Annotated in this window: 8 protein-coding genes; 4 read left to right on the plus strand and 4 right to left on the minus strand. The window is 43.2% G+C overall.

Going from position 1 to position 23384, the window contains the following annotated elements; genetic code table 11:
- Positions 1 to 121: 121 nt before the first annotated feature.
- Positions 122 to 1051 (plus strand): SPFH domain-containing protein, encoded by a 930-nt coding sequence (locus tag C7972_RS11200; protein ID WP_110356259.1) that lies wholly within the window; start codon positions 122 to 124, stop codon positions 1049 to 1051.
- Positions 1052 to 1137: 86 nt separating this feature from the next.
- Here C7972_RS11200 and C7972_RS11205 read toward each other — a convergent pair whose 3' ends face one another.
- The 4 genes from C7972_RS11205 to C7972_RS11220 all read right to left on the minus strand — a co-directional run bounded on the left by C7972_RS11205 (position 1138) and on the right by C7972_RS11220 (position 4038).
- The gene (locus C7972_RS11205; RefSeq protein ID WP_110356260.1) at positions 1138 to 1353 is read right to left on the minus strand and encodes a DUF6327 family protein; all 216 of its coding nucleotides are present in this window, start codon (positions 1351 to 1353) and stop codon (positions 1138 to 1140) included.
- Between the two features lie 6 nt (positions 1354 to 1359).
- Positions 1360 to 1704, minus strand: a complete 345-nt coding sequence (locus C7972_RS11210; protein WP_110356261.1) for a phage holin family protein — start codon at positions 1702 to 1704, stop codon at positions 1360 to 1362.
- 11 nt (positions 1705 to 1715) lie between these two features.
- Positions 1716 to 2045: a YtxH domain-containing protein gene (locus tag C7972_RS11215; RefSeq protein ID WP_110356262.1), complete on the minus strand. Its 330-nt coding sequence runs from the start codon at positions 2043 to 2045 to the stop codon at positions 1716 to 1718.
- Positions 2046 to 2352: 307 nt separating this feature from the next.
- Entirely contained in the window at positions 2353 to 4038 is a 1686-nt protein-coding gene (locus C7972_RS11220; protein ID WP_110356263.1) for a glutamine--tRNA ligase/YqeY domain fusion protein, read from the minus strand.
- A gap of 251 nt (positions 4039 to 4289) precedes the next feature.
- Here C7972_RS11220 and C7972_RS11225 point away from each other — a divergent pair, with 251 nt between their 5' ends.
- The 3 genes from C7972_RS11225 to C7972_RS11235 all read left to right on the plus strand — a co-directional run.
- Entirely contained in the window at positions 4290 to 6557 is a 2268-nt protein-coding gene (locus C7972_RS11225) for a gliding motility-associated C-terminal domain-containing protein (protein ID WP_110356264.1), read from the plus strand.
- 6 nt (positions 6558 to 6563) lie between these two features.
- On the plus strand, positions 6564 to 8651 hold the full coding sequence (locus C7972_RS11230; RefSeq protein WP_110356265.1) for a type IX secretion system membrane protein PorP/SprF: 2088 nt from the start codon (positions 6564 to 6566) through the stop codon (positions 8649 to 8651).
- 703 nt (positions 8652 to 9354) lie between these two features.
- Positions 9355 to 23384, plus strand: a 14030-nt coding sequence (locus tag C7972_RS11235) for a SprB repeat-containing protein (RefSeq protein WP_110356266.1), incomplete at its 3' end; no start/stop codon positions are given.

The raw sequence follows: 23384 nt of genomic DNA on the forward strand, positions 1-23384 counted from the left end.
TAATTTCAAATTGGAACACAATTTTAAGTGAATAACCTAAGCCTTGTAACATATTTGCCAAAATTGCAACTTATCTACAAAGACTTTTGTAAATTCATTAGCTAATCTTAAAAACTAAATCATGGGTTCATTTTTACTTATACCGTTATTACTTTTCGGTCTTATTATCCTTTTTTCTTCTTTCTTTACGGTCAAGCAACAAACCGCGGTAATTATTGAGCGCTTTGGAAAATTTAATAGCGTACGTACTTCCGGTTTGGGAATGAAAATTCCGCTGGTAGACCGCATCGTAGCCAGAGTTGGGCTAAAAATCCAGCAATTGGATGTCATTGTTGAGACCAAGACTTTGGACGATGTATTTGTAAAATTGAAAATATCCGTACAATATGTTGTTTTAAAGAACAAAGTGTATGAAGCCTTTTATCAACTGGAATATCCGCATGACCAGATAACCTCGTACGTGTTCGATGTTGTCCGTGCCGAAGTTCCTAAAATGAAGTTGGATGATGTCTTCGTAAAAAAAGACGATATTGCCATAGCAGTGAAAACAGAACTACAAGATGCCATGTTGGATTACGGCTATGACATCATTAAGACCCTGGTAACCGATATAGATCCAGATGCACAGGTTAAAGAAGCCATGAACCGCATCAATGCCTCTGAAAGGGAAAAGATTGCAGCACAGTTTGAAGGAGATGCAGCCCGTATCCTGATAGTTGAAAAGGCAAAGGCCGAAGCTGAAAGCAAACGACTACAGGGACAAGGTATTGCCGATCAAAGAAGGGAAATTGCTCGTGGTTTGGAAGAATCGGTAGAGGTGTTGAACAAAGTGGGTATAAATTCCCAAGAAGCCTCTGCCCTTATTGTGGTTACCCAACATTATGATACGCTACAATCTATTGGGGAAGCTACCAACACCAATTTAATACTATTACCCAACTCTCCTCAGGCTGGAAGTGACATGCTAAATAATATGGTGGCCTCTTTTACTGCCAGTAACATGATAGGAGAATCAATGAAAACGCAAAACAAAAAGATAGATCCCAAATAGTACAATTAACACTAGATAAAAAAACCTTTTATGATCTGCTCTACACAAATCATAAAAGGTTTTTCAATTAAGCCAAATAAAGGGAATTAGTTAAATCTTTTCAATAACTTCTTAGCAACAAAGGAGATTAATAATTTCTGGGCTATTCCACCAACCCCACCCAACAATTTTGTTGGATAAAAATTCGCCTTTGTTCTATTGACGTGCAGTCGTAACTGCTCCTTATCAATTTCCCTCTGTAATTTTAAAATAGTCAACCTTTGATCTATTTCCTCAAAAGAAGTAAAAACCTGTTTTGCCATAACCTTTCAATCATAATAGTATTTTGAAAAATTCCTTAACATTGGTTTGTCCATTATATCCCTATATACATAAAATATAATACCAATTAAAATATAAAACAGCCCCACCAACAAAAACCCCATAAAGGTGTTTCCCAACCACAGGCCAATACCATATGCCGCTGCACAAGACAACATAAATAGAGCAAGTAAGGCTATGCTTCCAAGCATCAACATCTTGGCAAAAGAAGTCATAGTCCGCATACCTATCTTAAATCCCTGAAGCTTATAATACTCCCCGGTATTTTCCAAATAGGATCGGATATCACTATCCACTTCAGAAATGTTTTCCCTAATTTCCTCTAAGGCCATATAATTCCCTTTTATTTTTGTAGTTGTGCATTCTTATTCTTCAGATCTACCAACTTCTTTTCCAAGGCAGTTATAATATCATCGGCTTTATAGCTCATGTTGGAAATCGTCTCTTCCAACCTTTGCTCAAAATCGACCTTCTTTTCTTCTGCAGTCTTGGTAAGCTCTTCCTTCGCCTGGGATATTCTACTCGTAATATCATCTGTCGTCTCCATAGCTTTTTTCTTGATCTTTTTTCTAGTTTTAGTCCCTTTATCGGGTGCATATAATATTCCAATTCCCGCTCCTATGGCAGCACCGGTTAATAATGCCAATAAAGTATTTCCGCTATCGTTTGTCATAATTCTTTCTTTTATTGTTACTAATTATAATTTAAGCAGCCCTATGTAAATTTTCCTAAGGCTAAAAATCAAATTTAAAGGAAAGGAAGATTTTAGATTAACGCTATCCATCAAACTTTTGATCCTAACTCCCCAATTGGGTAATATTAAAGTAAAAAACCAATTAAAGGCCCTATAACAATCCAAAATACCAATTGTTATGGAATAACCTTAGACCAAAAAAAAACCACAGCATTCGCAAGCTGTGGCCTTCAATTTTTATAGAAAATACCAATTGTTACATCAGTAGCTATAAACTTAATTTATACTAATTTTTATCCTGAATTTTGGCCCAAGTATCCCTTAGGCCTACCGTTCTATTAAAAACCAATTTTTCCGGTCTGCTATCCGGATCTATATTAAAATACCCCATGCGCTGAAATTGGAAACGCTCACCAACCTTGGCATCGGCCAAACTAGGTTCAACATAAGCCGAAATAATCTGCAAGGAATCAGGATTAATAAAATCCAAGAAATCCTTATCCTTATGCGCATCCGGTGTTTCGTCGGTAAAGAGACGGTCATACAATCTCACTTCCGCCCTAAGGGCATGCTTGGCAGAAACCCAATGCAAGGTCCCCTTAACTTTTCTTAAACTTTCTTCGGTACCACTTCCACTTTTACTTTTAGGATCATAGGTACATTGCACCTCAATAATATTCCCATCGGTATCTTTAGTGCAGGATTCGGCCTTTATAATATACCCATTCTTCAAACGTACCTCGCCTCCAAGTTTTAGCCGAAAGAATTTTCTATTTGCCTCCTCCTTAAAATCTTCCTGTTCAATGTAGATTTCCCTAGAAATCGGAAGCTTTCTATAGCCTGCCAACTCGTCTTCGGGGTTATTTTCCGCATCCAGCCACTCCTCCTCTCCATCGGGATAATTGGTCAGTACCACCTTCAACGGATTTAAAACACCCATTACCCTAGGTGCAATTTTATTCAAATGTTCGCGGACATGAAATTCCAACAAGGAAACATCCACCACATTATCCCTTTTGGCTATCCCAATAGTATCTGCAAAATTTCTGATAGATTCCGGGGTATAGCCCCTTCTTCGCAATCCAGAAATTGTAGGCATTCTGGGATCGTCCCAACCTTTTACAAAGCCTTGTTCCACCAATTGAAGCAACTTGCGCTTACTCACTACGGTATGACTAAAATTTCTCCTAGCAAATTCCCTTTGTTTGGGCCTCACCATATCTTTATCTACCACCTGGTCCAAAAACCAATCATATAGCTCCCGGTGCATAGCAAATTCCAGTGTGCACAGGGAATGGGAAACCTGTTCAATATAGTCGCTCTCCCCATGCGTCCAATCGTACATGGGATAAATACACCAATCGGTATTTGTTCTATGGTGTGCCCTGTACAAAATGCGGTACATTATAGGATCGCGCATTAACATATTCGTAGAGGACATATCCACTTTTGCCCTTAGAACATGTTCCCCCTCTTTAAACTTACCTTCCTTCATACCCTCAAATAACCGCAGATTCTCCTCAACGGAACGATCGCGAAAAGGACTAGGCTTTCCCGCCTCTGTGGGGGTTCCCTTTTGCACGGCAATATCTTCAGCACTTTGGCTGTCTACGTAGGCCTTACCCATCTTTATCAACTCTACGGCCCAATCATACAGTTGTTGGAAATAATCAGAAGCAAAACATTCGGTATCCCATTCATAACCAAGCCAGGCAACATCCTTCTTAATGGCATCGACATATTCCTGCTCCTCCTTGGCCGGATTGGTATCATCAAATCGCAAATTAACAGGAGCCCCATACCTGAGTCCTAACCCAAAATTCAGGCAAATTGAGCTCGCATGTCCAATATGTAGATACCCGTTGGGCTCAGGTGGAAATCTAAACCTAAGTTTCTCTTTAGGAAAACCCTTCCCTAAATCCTCCTCAACGATATGCTCAATAAAATTTAGCGATTTCAGTGCTTCACTCATATTCTCCATTTTGATGCGCAAATGTAGGGAAAATGCAGGTAAAGCCTACGATAAAATACGCATACCATACAATAAAGTGGGTTTCACAACAGATTTAAATACCCTTACAACTTTAAATTTCCAGTATTGTAATTATATAACATATTTGTAATTGAATACTTTGTAATTCAAGGTGTTCCCAATTTTCAAAAAAAGTTATCTGATATTTATCAACAATAAATGCTGGTAGTAACCCCTAACTACAACATCTCATGAACCCGAACAAAAAAAATAACCTACTGCTTTTCGTTCTAACTTTGATGCTGTTGGGTGCAAGCTCAATTTCGGCCCAGACCCTGAACAAACCTACTCCTGCCGACAACCCAAATCTAGCGGGTAATTCGGTTTGGACCGCTGCCTGTGCATCTGCAACTTTTAACGAATACTACATAAATTTCACATGGTTACCTACTGTAAACAGCGATAATGAATTTGTATTGGAATTATCCGATGCCGCCGGATCCTTTGGCAGTCCAAAGGAACTGGCAAGGGTAGCTGATAAGAATTCGGACTTCGATTTTGACTTTTCATTTGCATTGCCCACAGATACAAGGGGAGATGGCTATAGATTTAGGGTAAGAAGTACCAGTCCGGCCAAAACCAGTCCTGTTTCGGATGCCTTTGAGATGTATTATATAGACTTCAATACCACAATAGCCATTAGGGAATTGGGCGACTCTGGAACACCGCCGGCGCAAAAAGTACAACTCTGTAATGGGGGAACCACTACCTTGGAAGTTTACAATGTACCCAATGCAGAAACCTATCGGTATAATTGGTATAAGAATACATCACCATTCACCAGTGGTGGAAATGGTCCAACCATTGAAGTTTCCGAAAGCGGTTATTATGTGGTTGAACTGGATTACGGATCCACCTGTTCAGGATCGGCCAATACACAGTCGCTATCCATAGAGGTTCAAATCGGAACAAGTGTAGGTTTAGCCTTGAACCCTCCGGCCGAAACAGCCTTATGTTCAGGCCAAAGTTATCCGCCACTTGAGGCCAATATGAATTATCCGGACCTTTCCTATACTTGGTACAAAGGGTCCACGATAGTTCAACCCAGTACCTTAGGCGCCTATACGTATACCATTGATACCAATAACGCCAATTTTCCAGGCGAATATTCCGTAAAGATACAAGGTGATGGTATTTGTACAGAAACCTCCAATACCGTAAATATTACCAATGCCGGACTCTTTACCGTCTCTAGGGATAATCCTGCCAACATGGTTATTTTACCAGGAGAAACTGCCAATTTATTAGCCTCTTCCGATGCCGCATCCGTTACCTACCAGTGGTATAAGGATAATACTATCATTGCGGGAGCCACAAATAGTTCCTATTTGGCCAATGCAGTAGGTAGCTATCATGCACAAATAACACTAAGCGGTGGTGCATGTACCTCTGCCGTAAAGAACACAGAAACAACTACAGTGGTAAACCCCGATTCCTTTGAATTAATTACAAATTATACCACAGAATATACCGATTGCGTCAATACAAGCGTAGCCCTTGAAATAAGTAAAATCAACGCTGTACTATCGGACGGTTCCAAAACCGATGTAACTGCAGATTTAAAAAGCAGTTTTGCCTACCAATGGAAAAAGGACGGTGTAGATATCCCAGCTGCCAATGCAAGCAATATAAGTCTAACGAATACCACGGAAAACGGAGAATACAAAGTTGAAGCAACCTTGGATAGCTTTACATCAACCTCCAATACATTAGCAGTGCGTTTGTTGACCAACGAAAACCTAACCATATCCTCCACAGCTACCGTAATATGCAATTCAAACGAGACGATTGATATTTCAACCACCACCACCTTAACCGGCGAAAGCTTTGATTGGTTTAAAGATGGGGTTAATTTAAATACCCTGAGCGAATCTCTATCGGTTACAGCTCCAGGCTCCTATCAATTGGTGGTACAGAAAAACGGTTGTGACCTCCGGTCCAACGAGATCGTTATCTCTCCTTTGGACGATTCATTGATAGCGCTTAGCATAACCAATAACGAAGTGGTCTTTCCGGAAGGAGGCAGTAAAATAATTTCTGCCAGTGGGGCAACAAGCTATAAATGGTACGACCAAAACAACGTATTGTTGAGTGATACGGACACCGTGTCAATTACCCAGGAAGGCAGTTATATGGTAACTGCTAACGTTGATAATTGCGAGATTTCCAAAACATTCTCAGCCTCCTATCAAGACACTTTTGGTATCCCAAATGTAATTACCGCCAATGGCGATGGCTATAACGACCAATGGATAATTCCAAATACATATACTAAAGACCCCAATATATCAGTTATTATTTATAATGACAAAGGAGAGGAAGTACTTAACCAAAACCAATACAAGAATAATTGGCCAGAAGCTTCCATGAAATTCCCAAAGCAAAATATGGTATTTTATTATACCATTAAAAATGCCAAGGAAACTTTAAAGAAGGGTACTATTACAGTAATACGTTAATGCACCATGCTTAAGAAAAACTTTTTATATATCATCTTTTTATTACTCTGCCTTTCCAAGGTTACCGGACAGGAAGAAAGTCCGTTTGTTTCTTACGATGTTCCCTCACAGAACCTCCTAAAATTCAATAGGTTTCTAATAAACCCCACTTTTTCTACAGTAAGGGAAGACAAATCCTATATAAATCTATTACACAGAAACCAATCGGTATCTTTCGATGATAACAACCAAGACTATTTTTTAAGTTACAGTGGGCGTGTCAACGACCGCAGTGGATTGGGACTGAGCCTATACACCCAAAGGGAAGGATTAATTTCCAACTACGGCGTTATGGCCAACTACGCTTACGGTATTAAATTAAGTGAAAAAAGTAATTTTACCTTTGGCGCAAATTTAGCCTATTACAACAGTGGCTTTGATAGGAACCGAGCCAATGCATTGGATCCAAATGACCCAGCATTAAATGGGTTACAGGATTCCAATCTTCTGTCTTTTCAACCCGGATTCAATATTTCCTTTGGGAAGTTCGATTTTGGAATATTCGCTGAAAACCTATTCGACTATAACTTAAAGACCAGTGAAACAATTACCGAATTCGGGGATAAAACCTTTTCAGGACATCTACAATATACCCATCAATTCGAAAACGGTGCCGGCATTTTGGAAGCCGGGCGTTTAATGCCTTTGGCCAGAGTACGTAAAATAGGAAATGAAGAAGTAGTTTTCGGAGGTAGCCTAATTCTCGACTTGCCAAAATTAGGTTGGCTACAAGGTGGTTATGATAGTTTTTATGGTGCTTCGGCAGGAATTGGTTTTAATATAAACCGTAGACTTTCTTTAGGATATACTATGGAAAAAGGCCTGTCCAATAATTTTGATAATTTTGGACTAACGCATGAAATATCATTTGCCTACTCCATAACCCCAACCCTTACCGAAGACCGTGTAATGCTCGAAGAGGGTTATGAGGAACTGGCAGAAAATGAAGAAGAACAGGAGGATACCCTTACTGCACAGGAATTGGAGATAGAAAAACTGAAGAAAGCACTCGCAGAAAATGATGCTATATTGGCCGAATTAATGTTCCGTCAAGATTCAACGGAAAACAATCGCCAAAAAGATTTGGAAAGGAGATTCGAAATGGTGATGAAAATGGTCCGTGAAGAAACCCAAGGCAAGCGTCCGGACATTGAGGAAAAAGCCAAAAAAATGTATCTCGTTAACAATGAAAATGGTGCACTTGCCAACAATTCCAAAGCCAATCCAAAAGAAAATAAACCAAACGTTATAAATTCTGCTACTACCCCAAAAGATGCCATAGCCACTAGGAAGGTTGAAACCAAAATTACCCCAAAAGCAACCAAGGGTAAAACTGAACAGGATGAGTTTACAAGGGTTGCCCAACAGAACAACATTAAAAGTAAAAAATTCAGAAATTTGGATGGGGTAGCGGATGGTTATTACGTTGTTGCCAATGTGTATAAAGGCGAGACGTACCTGAATAAGTTCGTAACGGAACTTGCCAATAATGGAATTAGGGCAGACTATTTTGAAAACCCCAACAATGGTCTTAAATATGTTTATCTAGAAAGGTATGATACCTGGCAAGAGGCCCTGGCCGCCCATAAATCCAACATCAATGGTACCTATTCCAAGGATATGTGGATTATGAATGTGGACAACACCCGCTATTCTGACGCGGATAAGGCCTATGTGGATAACGTAAACAAAATCAAGGAAAAATCAACACAATATGCCCTTGATAAGCTTCAGAAAAATGTTGTGGTTAAAGACAATGTTACTTCCAACGACCCCACCGCCAAGGTTTACAAAATAAATGGTCTGGGAACAGGTTATTACATCATTGCCAATGTGTTTGCCAATGCCAACAATGCCAACAGATTTGTAAAAATGCTGAATGCCCAAGGATTAAGTGCCAGCTATTTTATCAACCCCGAAAATAATTATAGGTATGTTTATCTCAAGAGACACGAATCCTGGAACAATGCCCTGGTTTCCTATTACTCTAGGATAAATGATACTTACACCGATAAAATGTGGATCATGAGGGTAACGCCAAATCAAATGACCTAGCTGGACATACTCCTAAAAGATAAAGCCATCAAATCAGCAAATAATGGTCATATACCTTCAATTGCAACCTATAACTCAACAAGCTATTAAGATTACTAACCTACAAGTCTAGGGAAAATATCCACTATTGCATTACTGCGATGACCCTTCCGCAAATAACAACCCTGGACAATATGGTGAAACATTAAAAAATGGAGCCGTTTATTTCATGAGTCCAGAGGACCCTAGATTCAATTGCCCATCAATCTAAGCAAAACAAAATGTCTTGGCCGATCCGGGTTCAATTCGGTTTGTTGCTTTAACAACACCACCATTCTTACAAATTACCCAAATTTAGATAGAGCAACCCTTATTGATTCCTGCTCCAATAATTCCTTAGTCCCGTTAAAACCCAGCTATGCTGGATATGGACTAGCAATAATACATAGTTCCTTCATAATTAAATTCTTATAAGCTGCTAATAAAATAATTGCTAACCATACAATAAAAGCGTTTCACAACAGAATATTACACCGCTACAACATTAAATTTCCCAGCTCAGGATTAAGATTAATATTTGTTATGAATGTCAGGTTTTCAGAAAATTATCAAGAGGTTGTTCAACAATTTAAGATAAAATTTCACAAAACCTCCCATTAAAAGTAAACATTATTAATGGCGTGATAACCTAAATGATGAATACCATACCAAACCAATCTACCTGATGGGATCAAAAAATACTAAAAAATTACTGCTGGCTTATTTTTTACTATTAGGCTTCTTCTCTGCCTATTCACAGGTAAAAAATAATTTTGATGTTCGTTATGAAAATGAACTAAGAGGTGATATAACCTTTATAGCCAATAATATTGTGAACCGCCATGTTGATGGCTATAACCGAAGGGAATGGGTGAGAACAGGACGTTGGAGCGGTTACTGGAGAGATGTCTGGGTTCCTGCTATTACCACAGATGAACCCTACGATGCTACAGGAAACTCATCGGATTACAACGACGACCTGGATATGCAATACATTGATATTGACGGTGATCCTACAACTTTCAGTTCCAGTAGTGCTGTTTTAACCGTACCCAACCCCGATTGTGCCAAAGTGCGTTACGCCGGGTTATACTGGTCTGCTGTATTCAAAGAAGATGATAGAACCGGTTTTGATCAACTTAAATTCAAGATTCCCGGAGGTGCGTACCAAGACTTAACGGCAGATGAAATACTATTTGACGGGGCAGGGGATGCCGATTTCGGTTATTACAGCCCCTACGCGTGTTATAAAGACGTTACCGCAATTGTATCGGGCATGGCAAACCCCAATGGGGAATATTTTGCAGCCAACATAAGAGCCAGCTCCGGAAGCAGTATTTCCGGGGGTGTTTCCGGGGGATGGAAAATGGTCGTGGTCTATGAAGATCCAAATTTACCCGGAAAATATATCACCACCTTTGATGGATACGCAGGAATTAAATCGGGGGAAACCGTAGATATTCCTGTTAACGGTTTTACTACCCTACCCGCCCCTTTTCCCGTAATTGCACAATTGGGCGTTGCTACCTTGGAGGGAGATAACAGAATAAGTGGCGACGGACTTTCCTTTAAAGCCAACTCCAACCCTTCCTTTACCGCATTGGGAAATACGGTAAACCCTACCAATAATTTCTTTAATAGTAATATTACCAGAGCCAATGCCATAGTTACGGACAGAACGCCCAACTCTATAAACACACTGGGCTGGGATGTTGATTTTTTCAACATTAATAACCCGTTGAACGGGGTTATACCCAATAATGAAACAGGTGCCGTATTTAGAGCTAGCTCTTCACAGGATAAATACGATATCTTCTTTACATCCTTTGATGTGGAAATTATAGAGCCCATTATTAATTTAATAAAAAGGGTTGAAGATATTGCAGGAAACGATATCACCGGTCAAGGGGTAAACCTTGGCCAAACCTTGGATTATGTCTTGGAATTTCAAAATGTAGGTAATGATAGTGCGGATAATTATACCATCAAGGACGTACTTCCGGTAAATGTTACCCTGGATGAAGGAAGTTTTACCTTACCAACAGGGGTCACTTATACCTTTGACCCATCTACTAGGACCGTATTGTTCAATATTCCTAATAACTTGGTTGAAAAAAACGACCCACAATATGCTATCCGTATGCGGGTTAAAGTAGCTGAAAACTGCTATGACTTTATTGATGCCTGTTCGGATCTTATACAAAATTTGGCTTATTCTACCTATCGCGGAGTACTGAACAGTAACCAAATAAGTGATGACCCCAGTGTAACAGACTTCGATAATTGCGGATTTGTAACCCCCGGTGCCACCAACTTCTTATTGGACGATCTTGAGGATTGCAACTTCACAAGAACTGTGCAACTATGTGGTGATCAAGTACTTTTGGATGCCGGTAATGGTTTTGACGAATACATATGGTACAAGGACGAAAATGGAAATCAAGAGTTGGATGCCTCCGATACCCTTATAACCGATGGTGATTCGGATAATGACCCAAGTACTTTTATGGTCAACGCCGTTGGTACCTATATAGTAGATAAAATTGTTGCCGATCCGTGTAAAGGGTTTAAGGAGATATTGGTAGTGGAACGCTTTGGCACCACCCAAACAAACCCTATTGTTGATTTTTTCAACAACAGTAATAATGATGCCGATCCCACCAATGATGTACAAGGTGAAATTGTGAATTGTTCCGTTGATGGAAGTCCGTTACCCAAGATCTTCCTTTGCGGGGTAAACGATACACAGTTAATACAAGTCAATATTACGGATGCCCAAAGCATGGTCTGGGAACAATTGGTTGAGGGCAGCTGTACGGATGCAGGTGACGATTGTGGAAATAAAAATGCCACCTGTACCTGGAACCAGGTAGCTACTGGCTCTAGCTTCACCGCCAACGCTGCCGGAAAATTCAGATTGGTCATCAATTATCAAAATGGCTGCTTTAGTCGGTTCTATTTCAATGTCTTCCAGAACAATTTGGATGTACAATACAATGCCAATGATATTATTTGTACCACTCCGGGAAATATCACCATTACCAATCTAGGTTTGGGATATGGATATCAACTTTATGATGTTGCCAACAATACCATAGTAGTCCCTTATAGTGCCAATAACGGTCCTAGCTTCACCATTAACACCAATGGGGCTTACAGAGTAGGGATTATGCAATTGGATAACAATACAGGGGAACCCATAGATGGCTCCTGTGAATTCAGCACCCCGGACATAGGTATCAGGGATAGGGATTTCCGGGTCGATATTACTTCCACCCCCGCCAACTGTAATGACTTGGGGAATATCAATTTACAAGCATTGAACGTTGAAGCCAATTATGAGTACGAAATTCGTATCGATGATGGTTCCAATGGGGGACAAGGTACCTTGCTGGACAACGAAACCGCCCAACCGGACAATAATCATACCTTTGAAAACTTAAACCCGGGAGATTATATCATAATTACCAGAACGGATGACGGATGTTTGGATTCCCAAAATGTTACTGTAACAAGAATTCCTGACCCCTCCTTAACAGCTACAACTACGGCAAATATTGGTTGCGAAGACGGAATTATTACCTTGACCACTACCGGTGGATTTCCCAACCCTGCCTACAACTATGCTATTTGGAGCAAAAACGGAGTTCCTCTATATGCAAGTGTTGCAGCCATTCCACCATCTGCTTATCAAAATGACGCCAACTTTACCTTCAGTGTAGGGGAAGAGGGTGATTATGGATTTGTAGTTGTAGATGGCAATAACTGTATCGCCTTTTCCAACATTGCAACCATAACCATTGCTCCGTCCGTAGAATATACCACTACAATAACGGATGAGAGCTGTTTTGGAGCTGATGATGGATCCATTTCCGTGAATGTCACCAATACTAATGGGTACACCCTTTCCTATACCTTAACTTATCCGGATAATTCATTTGACATCAATCCTTCAGGGACTTTTACCGATTTAACACAAGGTGATTACAGTTTAACGATTAGTCAAACAAAAGGATCGGTTAGTTGTGACTATATTGAGGATTTTACCATAGGTGGCCCCACAGAGGGAATCTCTGGGGATGCTGTTTTAACACAGGATTATACCTGTCTTCAGGAAGGCACCATCGAAGTCCAAAATGTTACGGGAGGATCGGCGCCATATTCTTATAGTATTGACGGGGTCAATTTTGTTTCAGGTCCTGGCGCAGAAACTTTTTCCAATCTTACCAACGGGACTTATACTATTACTATAAGGGACGCAACCCTTTGTACCTTTGTTACAAATTCTGTTGTAATTGATCCGCTGGATGAGCCAACGGACCTCACCTTTACCTCAACAGCCCCAAACTGTCCAACTCAAACATCCAATGTAACGGTAACTGCGGTAAATGGAATTGATCCCCTAACCATAGAGATCATAGCCCCTTCGGCCATTGCTTCAAATTCTATAGCCGGTAAAACGGCCACCTTTAATAACCTAGCGCCCGACACCTATACCTTTAGGGTTACGGATAGCAAAGGTTGTTCCTATGATGAAACGTATACCATTTCCCCTGTTGATCCAATCCAAGTGGTAGGCACATTGGTAAATAACGTATTATGTCAAGGAAGTTCAGATGGGGCCATAGATTTTGAAATAACCGATTTTAGCACTACCTATAGCTATTCGGTCAACGGCGCCACGGCCATTACGGGACAATCTGCCAGCACAATCAATTTAACTGGGCTATCGGCAGGTGATTACACCATTGTTATTACCGATGAGACCACGAACTGTACAGATACCAACACCATAACCGTTAGTGAACCCGTTAACCCATTGTCCTTTACTTTTTCTGTGAGTCCGTTGACTTGTTCCACAGATGGTTCTGTAACAATTACCACAACCGGTGGATGGGGAGGATATTCATATGAACTTGAACAACCGGATAACAGTGTTTTAGGACCACAGGGAAGCAATGCATTCTCAGCTCTAGACCAAACGGGCACTTATACCATCAGCGTTAGCGATGCCGGAGGATGTACAATAACCGATACCTTCGATCTATTAACCCCGGCAAATCCTACTGCAACATTGGATGCCACCACCAACCTATGTTATGTTCCTGGTACGGGAGTTAGCCTTACTGCTACAGCTGCAGGTGGAATTGCACCCTATACCTACAGCCTTAACGGCGCACCTGCACAGAATGGCAATGTGTTTAACAACCTTGGCCCTGGCGCCTATTCCGTTGTGGTAAGGGATGCTTATGGATGTAATGTTACTACAAATACAGTCAATATAGAGTCGCAGCTGACAGTGTCCAATGTTATTACCAAAGAATTGGATTGTTCTGCCTCTCCTGACGCTATCATTGATATAACCATAAATGGTGGATATGCCGCCTATAGCTATCAAATAAATGGTGGAGCAAGCACGGCCATTGTAGGAAATACCATTTCCTATTCCACGGCAGTAGACGGTAGCTTCACTTTCCTAATTACCGATAACGAAGGCTGTACAGCACAAACCACTGTTGTTGTGGACCCAATTACCAATCCCGTAGCAACAAATAATATTACGGATCCAAATTGTGATAGTGCGGCCAACGGTAGTGTTGAAATTGTAATAGATCCAAACTTTGGAACCGCACCTTATCAAGTAAACTTTAATGGAGCAGGATTTAGCAATCAAACCACATACTCCGGACTTGCTTCGGGAACATATAACTATGTGGTACAGGACAGTAAAGGTTGTACATTCAACGGTAGTGCAGCCCTGACAGCACCAAATGCCATTACCGCCAATGCCGTGTTAACACAACCTTATACCTGTTTACAGACTGCCAGCATACAAGTCCAAAATATAACTGGAGGAACACCTGGATATACCTATAGTATAGACGGAATAAATTTTGTTGCAGGGGATACTTTCACAGGACTTACCGATGGCGATTATACAATTACCGTTCGTGATGCGAGTGGATGTACTTTTGCTACACTTCCTGTAAATGTACCCGCTTTAGATCCACCAACCGATATTACTTTTATTAGTACCGCGGCCAACTGTCCGTCCGAAACATCAAATGTCACTTTAACAGCGATAGGAGGGAGTGGAGCGATAACCTATGAAATCATTGCACCTGCTGCATCAGCCGCAACAAACGCAACAGGAGTATTCAACAATCTGGTTCCGGACACCTATACCTTTAGAGTTACGGATGCCAAAGGCTGCTCGTACAACGAAAGTTATACTGTTAACCCTGTTGTAAAAATAGATGCATTGGGCACCTTGACCCAGAATGTGTCCTGCCAGGGAAGTGCCGATGGCGCCATTCAATACAACGTTTCTGGATTTTCCGGGAATTATAGCTTTACTATAACAGGTCCAACGGCCATAGCCGCACAAAGTGGAATAACTACCAACCCATTGAACTTCAGTGGTCTGTTGGCCGGGGATTATACCATTACCGTTACAGACGATACCACCAATTGTACCGATACCGCAACCGTTACGGTAAATGAACCAGCAGATCCATTGGCCTTTACCTTTGAGTTGGGCCCGTTGACCTGTGCTACAGATGGATCGGTAACCATATCCGCAACAGACGGATGGGGAGGATATTCATATCAAATTGAACAACCTGATACTGTTGTTTTGGGACCACAGGGAAGCAATACTTTTAGCAGCTTAAATCAGAATGGTACTTATATTATCAGTGTTACCGACGCTGGTGGATGTACCGTTACCGATACCTTTGATATTGTTGCGCCGGCAAATCCTACAGCGACCCTGGCCGCAACTACCAACCTATGTTACATTCCCGGAACAGGGGTTAGCCTTACCGCAACTGCGGCTGGCGGAATTGCACCCTATACCTATAGCCTAAACGGCGCACCGGCACAAAATGGAAACGTATTTAACAACCTTGGCCCCGGAGCTTATTCCGTTGTAGTACTCGATGCCTATGGTTGTAACGTTACTACCAATACAATAACCGTAGAACAACAACTTAGTGTTGCAAGTAACATTACCAAGGAACTGGATTGTACCGCTTCACCTGATGCCATAATCGCTATTACCATAAATGGAGGTTACCCGGATTATAGTTATAGGGTTAAAGTTGATGCTGCGCCCTACAGTGCGCCAACGGCCTTAGGTGCTACAGTGACCAACTTTAACTACACGGCAACCACAGCAGGAACCTATGTTTTCGAAATTACCGACAGTGAAGGCTGTACTGTTCAAACAACCGATATCACTATAGAACCTACCATCAACCCACAGGCCTCCGAAACGGTGACCGATGTAAGCTGTAATGGCAGCAGTGATGGCGTAGTGGAAATTGTAGTGGATACCGATTTTGGAACGGCTCCTTACCTGATAAATTTTGATGGGGGAGGACTGAGCAGCAATACTTCCTATTCAGGACTTGCAGCAGGAACCTATTTCTATACTGTTCAGGACGCCAAAGAATGCACAGTAACCAATTCGGTTACTGTAGGAGAACCAGCAGCCATTACCTTCGATGCTGTAATCATCCAAGAATATACATGTTTACAGGATGCCAGTGTAGAGGCGCAAAATGTAATTGGCGGCACATCCCCATATACTTATAGTATTGACGGCACCAATTTTGGCACCAATAGCTTTACAGGTCTCAAAGATGGAAATTATACGCTTACAGTAAAGGATGACAATGGCTGTACCGCCACTAGGCCTATCACCATTGATCCCCTTACACCTCCCACAGACATATCGTTCAGTGCTACGGCCGCCAATTGTCCAGCGGAAACCTCCAATATCACATTAACCCCAACCGGAGGTAGTGGAACGATTACTTATGAAATCATTGCACCTGCTGCATCAGCCGCAACAAACGCAACAGGAATATTCAACAATCTGGTTCCAGACACCTATACGTTTAGAGTTACAGATGCAAAGGGATGCTCCTATGACGAAAATTACACCCTAAACCCTGTTACAAAGATAAATGTACTGGGCACCTTGACCCAGAATGTATCCTGCCAGGGAAGTGCCGATGGCGCCATTCAATACAACGTGTCTGGATTTGCCGGGAATTATAGCTTTACTGTAACAGGTCCAACGGCCATAGCGCCACAAAGTGGAATTACTACCAACCCATTGAACTTCAGTGGTCTGTTGGCCGGGGATTATACCATTACCGTTACCGATGATACCACCAATTGTACCGATACCGCAACCGTTACGGTAAATGAACCAGCAGATCCATTGGCCTTTACCTTTACGTTGAGCCCATTGACCTGTGTCACTGATGGATCGGTATCCATATCGGCAACCGATGGATGGGGAGGTTATACCTATCAAATTACTGAACCGGATACCAATGTAAAAGGCCCACAGGCCAACAACGTTTTTAACGAACTTAACCAATTGGGAACCTATACCATTAGTGTTACCGATGCAGGTGGATGTACCGTAACCGATACCTTTGATATTGTTACCCCTACCAATCCGGTAGCCAGTATTGATATTGCTGCGTCATCTTTATGCTATACCTCTACAGGCTTGGCAACTATTGTTGTTAATGCTTCAAGTGGACTGGCTCCCTATTATTACAGTTTGAACACAGGTCCTACCCAAACCTCCAATACTTTTGTGGACTTAACACCGGCCACCTATGACTTTAATGTAATTGATAGTAATGGATGTACAGACACCGTTCAGTTTACCATTGAGCCGGAACTTACGGCCAATGCCGTTTTAACCAAGGACTTGGATTGTTCCGTTAGTCCAAATGCGGAAATCAATGTAGCCGTTAACGGAGGATATCCTGGCTATACCTATGAAGCTGCCTATAACGGTGGAGCCTATGCAGCCTATGCAGGCGGATTTCCCTATACGACCCCCAATGCTGGAACCTATAGGTTTAGAGTAACCGATTCCCAAGGTTGTACTGCAGAGAGTAACATAATTACCGTTACTGCAGCAGACTTACCGGCATTTACTAGCGTTACCCCAACCCATGTTCTTTGTAATGGCGATAACACCGGGTCTTTGGATATCATTGTGGATACCAGTGTGGGCGTAGCTCCATACACAATTACTATAGTTGAAACCGGTTCGGGAACCAATTACGGTAGTCAAACAACGGGATTACCGGCAGGGGATTATGAAATAACATTGACCGATGACAATGAATGCGCTGTTACGACCACCCAAACCATAACAGAACCCACTGCCATAAATGCCAATATAAGCCATACCAATTTGTCCTGTTCAGCATCAACAAATGTACTGGGTACTATAACGGTAAATGCCAGTGGTGGTACATCGACATATATATATGAAATAAATAACAATGATTATTCCTATACGGATTCCTATGATACTTCATCGGGTACCAATGACCATACCTTCACAGGATTAAACTTTGGGGATTATACTGTTAGGGTAATAGACGATAATGGCTGTGAAAGTATTACTACCGTTACCATTACCACTGGTCCCGACGTACTTATTACAACCTCACCTACACCTGGATGTGCTCCTGGAACTGGTGAAATGTTGGTAGAAGCTGCAGCAAGTAATGGAACATTGGGTACAGGCACCTTTTATTTTGCCATATATCCTGCCACCACTTGGACAGCAGCAAACCCAGAATGGCATCTTCAGGATGGCGGAATTGGTTCTCCCCCATACACCTATAATTTTACAGGTTTAAATCCGGGTGTTACCTACACCTTTATCGTTTATGATTCGGATACAGGGTGTGAATATATACAAGAGGCTACCGCTCCTGTAACAACTAATTCTACTTTAACTTCAGTAATAGACGCAACCACTAATGTTAGTTGTTTTGGTGAAGTGGATGGGTCAGTAGACTTTACTATTAGTGGATATACTGCCACACAAGTAGATTACGAGATTTTTACCTTTGTCACCAACACCACCACTGGTATAACCGGAAGCGCCACTGGACTCTTAGGAACTCCATATCCAGATTCACTGGAAGGCTTGGTGCCAGGTGAATATTACATACTCTTTACAGAAGTAGACGGAAGCAATCCGGGATGTGTCAACGCATCGGATCCCTTTGTGATTGAACAGTCTCCAGCACTATTGGAGATAACGGCCACTTCCACGAATGATAATTGTGTACCCAATGCAGGTACCATAACCGCCAATGCACGTTACGGCAAGGCCCCTTATCTGTTCCAATTGGAGTTGGCCTCGGTATCAGGCCCTGACGCTGACACATGGACAGGAACCAATACTACTGGATTTTTCAATGCCAATGCAGAAGATTATATTGTATATGTTAAGGATGCCAATGATTGTATAAAATCGGCTGCAGTAACTATTGCGGAAGATCCAACCCCGGTCATTAGTTTGAACGTGCCGGATCAATGTGCTACAACCGAAGGTAATTTTACCATAGAAGTTACCTTGGCCACTCCTGGCATACAACCGTATTTCCTAAGTTTGGATGGAGGCGCATTTCAGGCAGTGACTTTTTCCGGAGGAGCTCCAAACACATTTGACTTCACTGGATTGAGCTCAGGAAACCATACTGTAGAAATAAGGGATGCCAATGGTTGTGGCAATAGTGAAAATATAGACATCTATACCCCAACTTCTTTATCGGCCGAAATAACGGTTACCCCATCATGTAATGCCATAATGCAGGACGATGGCGAGATTAAAGTAATTGCTTATGGCGGTTCATTATTCAACTATAGGTATGAGCTTAGGGATACCTCGGACAATATTATTAGAGCAAAGCAGGTTTCGGATACTTTCAGTAACCTTGCCCCTGGAACTTATAGAATATATGTGTATGACAATGTAGCTACAGGTTGTGACGCCTTTATAGATATAACTTTGGATGTTCCAACAGCCGTTGTTGCTGCCATTGGGGAAATAAACGATATAAGTTGCCATGGTGCCAGTGATGGTTCCATAGTGGTAAACTTGGACCCTAGTATGGACAATCCGCCTTACAACTATCAATTGTGGGATGCAGCAGGTACAACTGCAATTACAGCGTTGCCACAGTCCTCAAATGTATTTACAGGATTGGATGAGGGCGATTATATTGTCCGAATCAGATCATCCTTATTCTGTAAAATTGATATTCCATTCACCATTAACGAGCCTAGTGAATTAGTGGCTAACGCAACGGCCATCGATTTTGCCTGTGCCCCGGATAATTCAGTAGCCCAATCCGTAATAACAGCAGATATTCCAACCACTGGAACTGCACCTTATACGTATAGTATAGACGGAATAAATTTCTTTTCTACCAATACATTTAACATTAGCGATACTGGTGTAGTACAAAACTTTACAGTTACCGTTAGGGATAGCAACGGATGTACCGATACAGATAACGTAACTATAAATCCACTACCTACCATCACGGATGTGTCGGTTACGCAGATCACGGAAATTACCTGTAACAATGATGAGGTGGCCAGGGTGACCGTGACAGGAGGATCGGGCGACTTCAGCTTTGAGCTCTTGCCAACGGGAAGTGCCGCCGTACAGGCACCTGGTGCAGCGACCTATACGGCCGACTTCAACCTTGACGCCCCCGGGGACTATACCTTTAGGGTGACCGACAACGTGACCGGGTGTTATTTCACCACAGCTCCCTATAATATTGCTCCATACGACATTATAGAAGTGGTGGCCACGGCCGTTACCCCGGTGACCTGTTATGGGGACTCCAATGGGGAATTGCAGATCCAGGTGAACAACTATCTGGGCGATTACGATTATCAGGTATTCGAGTCTGGCGGAACCAACGTTACAGGCATTATCGGCACCGATACATCCACCAACCCTAGAACCATATCCGGATTGCCCGCAGGGAACTTCTATGTGGTACTTACCGCTACGGATACCCCCTTCTGCGATGATACCACGAACACCGTGACCATTGCATCGCCAGCAGCGGACCTGGACCTGACACTGACCAAGAATATCAACGCCAACTGTAACATCGGTGCCCAGGTGACCGTCAACGCCACTGGCGGGAACGGCGGGTATACCTATGCCTTCGTACAGGACGGGGATTCTCCCCTTGGAAACTATACCCCAAGTGCAAGTGACATACTCGATCCTGCCACCAACCTTAACTGGGACGTTTGGGTGAAGGATGCCAAGGACTGTACCTATAAGATCGATGTGGTTATAGCCGAGGATCCCATGCCCACGGTAAGCCTTCCGGCCTATGCCGACGACCAGTGTACCTCCAACGGAACATCCTATACATTTACCGCGACCGGTACAGGGGTAGCACCATTAAAATACAGCATCGGAAACGGATTCCAGAGCAGCGGCATTTTTACCGTGTCCGCTCCGGGAACCTATACCGTCACCGTTCGTGACGCCAACGGATGTACCGTTACCGATACCATTGACATACTGCCCCCACTGGCAGCAGCAGCAGTGGCCACCACTCAGCCATCATGTCCCGTGGACGACGGCGTGATCACCATCACCGCAAGCGGGGGGGCCGGGCCAGGTAACTACGAGTACGACCTATTGGACAATGGGGGGACCAGTGTTATCGGGGGAGTCCCACAGGCCTCCAACGTTTTCAATGGACTGGCGCCAGGAAACTATACCGCCGTGGTATACGATACCTCCGGATCCAATTGTGATGCACAGGTGCCCGTTGCCCTGGAAACGCCCACTCCGGTAATATTCACCTATAACAAAGAGGACGTATCCTGTAACGGGGGAGCGGACGGTTCCATCCAGATAATCCTGGATGCCTCCAACGACAACCCGCCATATACCTTTACCATCGACGACGGTACAAACCCGACAACCACACAGAACGGAAGCCTTTTCACTGGCCTGACCGCAGGTACATACGACATTACCGTTACCTCGGATAGGGGTTGCTTTACCTTGCAGACCGTAACCATTGATGAACCCAATGCACTAAATGCTGCTATCACCGATGTAACCGATTTCGCCTGTAATATGAGTAATGGTGTAGAATCCGCTTCTATAGAAGTTACCATAACTGCTGGTACAGGCACACCTTCATATACCTACAGTGTTAATGGTGGTGCCTTTATACCCATAGGCGGGGAAGTATTCACTTATATTGTTACTACCGCCGGTAATTATGATATTATTGTAAAAGATAGTAATGGTTGTACATTTACCATTCCAACACAAACTATAAATCCATTACCTACCATCACGGATGTGTCCGTTACGCAGATCACGGAAATTACCTGTAACAATGATGAGGTGGCCAGGGTGACCGTGACAGGAGGATCGGGCGACTTCAGCTTTGAGCTCTTGCCAACGGGAAGTGCCGCCGTACAGGCACCTGGTGCAGCGACCTATACGGCCGACTTCAACCTTGACGCCCCCGGGGACTATACCTTTAGGGTGACCGACAACGTGACCGGGTGTTATTTCACCACAGCTCCCTATAATATTGCTCCATACGACATTATAGAAGTGGTGGCCACGGCCGTTACCCCGGTGACCTGTTATGGGGACTCCAATGGGGAATTGCAGATCCAGGTGAACAACTATCTGGGCGATTACGATTATCAGGTATTCGAGTCTGGCGGAACCAACGTTACAGGCATTATCGGCACCGATACATCCACCAACCCTAGAACCATATCCGGATTGCCCGCAGGGAACTTCTATGTGGTACTTACCGCTACGGATACCCCCTTCTGCGATGATACCACGAACACCGTGACCATTGCATCGCCAGCAGCGGACCTGGACCTGACACTGACCAAGAATATCAACGCCAACTGTAACATCGGTGCCCAGGTGACCGTCAACGCCACTGGCGGGAACGGCGGGTATACCTATGCCTTCGTACAGGACGGGGATTCTCCCCTTGGAAACTATACCCCAAGTGCAAGTGACATACTCGATCCTGCCACCAACCTTAACTGGGACGTTTGGGTGAAGGATGCCAAGGACTGTACCTATAAGATCGATGTGGTTATAGCCGAGGATCCCATGCCCACGGTAAGCCTTCCGGCCTATGCCGACGACCAGTGTACCTCCAACGGAACATCCTATACATTTACCGCGACCGGTACAGGGGTAGCACCATTAAAATACAGCATCGGAAACGGATTCCAGAGCAGCGGCATTTTTACCGTGTCCGCTCCGGGAACCTATACCGTCACCGTTCGTGACGCCAACGGATGTACCGTTACCGATACCATTGACATACTGCCCCCACTGGCAGCAGCAGCAGTGGCCACCACTCAGCCATCATGTCCCGTGGACGACGGCGTGATCACCATCACCGCAAGCGGGGGGGCCGGGCCAGGTAACTACGAGTACGACCTATTGGACAATGGGGGGACCAGTGTTATCGGGGGAGTCCCACAGGCCTCCAACGTTTTCAATGGACTGGCGCCAGGAAACTATACCGCCGTGGTATACGATACCTCCGGATCCAATTGTGATGCACAGGTGCCCGTTGCCCTGGAAACGCCCACTCCGGTAATATTCACCTATAACAAAGAGGACGTATCCTGTAACGGGGGAGCGGACGGTTCCATCCAGATAATCCTGGATGCCTCCAACGACAACCCGCCATATACCTTTACCATCGACGACGGTACAAACCCGACAACCACACAGAACGGAAGCCTTTTCACTGGCCTGACCGCAGGTACATACGACATTACCGTTACCTCGGATAGGGGTTGCTTTACCTTGCAGACCGTAACCATTGATGAACC

Origin of the sequence: Arenibacter sp. ARW7G5Y1, from assembly GCF_003201775.1 — a bacterium.
In the GTDB taxonomy this organism is placed as follows: domain Bacteria; phylum Bacteroidota; class Bacteroidia; order Flavobacteriales; family Flavobacteriaceae; genus Arenibacter.

Excerpts from the sequence above, each read along its gene's own strand:
- C7972_RS11200 (WP_110356259.1), top strand. The coding sequence starts at position 122 with ATGGGTTCATTTTTACTTATACCGTTATTACTTTTCGGTCTTATTATC.
- C7972_RS11205 (WP_110356260.1), bottom strand. The coding sequence starts at position 1,353 with ATGGCAAAACAGGTTTTTACTTCTTTTGAGGAAATAGATCAAAGGTTG.
- C7972_RS11210 (WP_110356261.1), bottom strand. The coding sequence starts at position 1,704 with ATGGCCTTAGAGGAAATTAGGGAAAACATTTCTGAAGTGGATAGTGAT.
- C7972_RS11215 (WP_110356262.1), bottom strand. The coding sequence starts at position 2,045 with ATGACAAACGATAGCGGAAATACTTTATTGGCATTATTAACCGGTGCT.
- C7972_RS11220 (WP_110356263.1), bottom strand. The coding sequence starts at position 4,038 with ATGAGTGAAGCACTGAAATCGCTAAATTTTATTGAGCATATCGTTGAG.
- C7972_RS11225 (WP_110356264.1), top strand. The coding sequence starts at position 4,290 with ATGAACCCGAACAAAAAAAATAACCTACTGCTTTTCGTTCTAACTTTG.
- C7972_RS11230 (WP_110356265.1), top strand. The coding sequence starts at position 6,564 with ATGCTTAAGAAAAACTTTTTATATATCATCTTTTTATTACTCTGCCTT.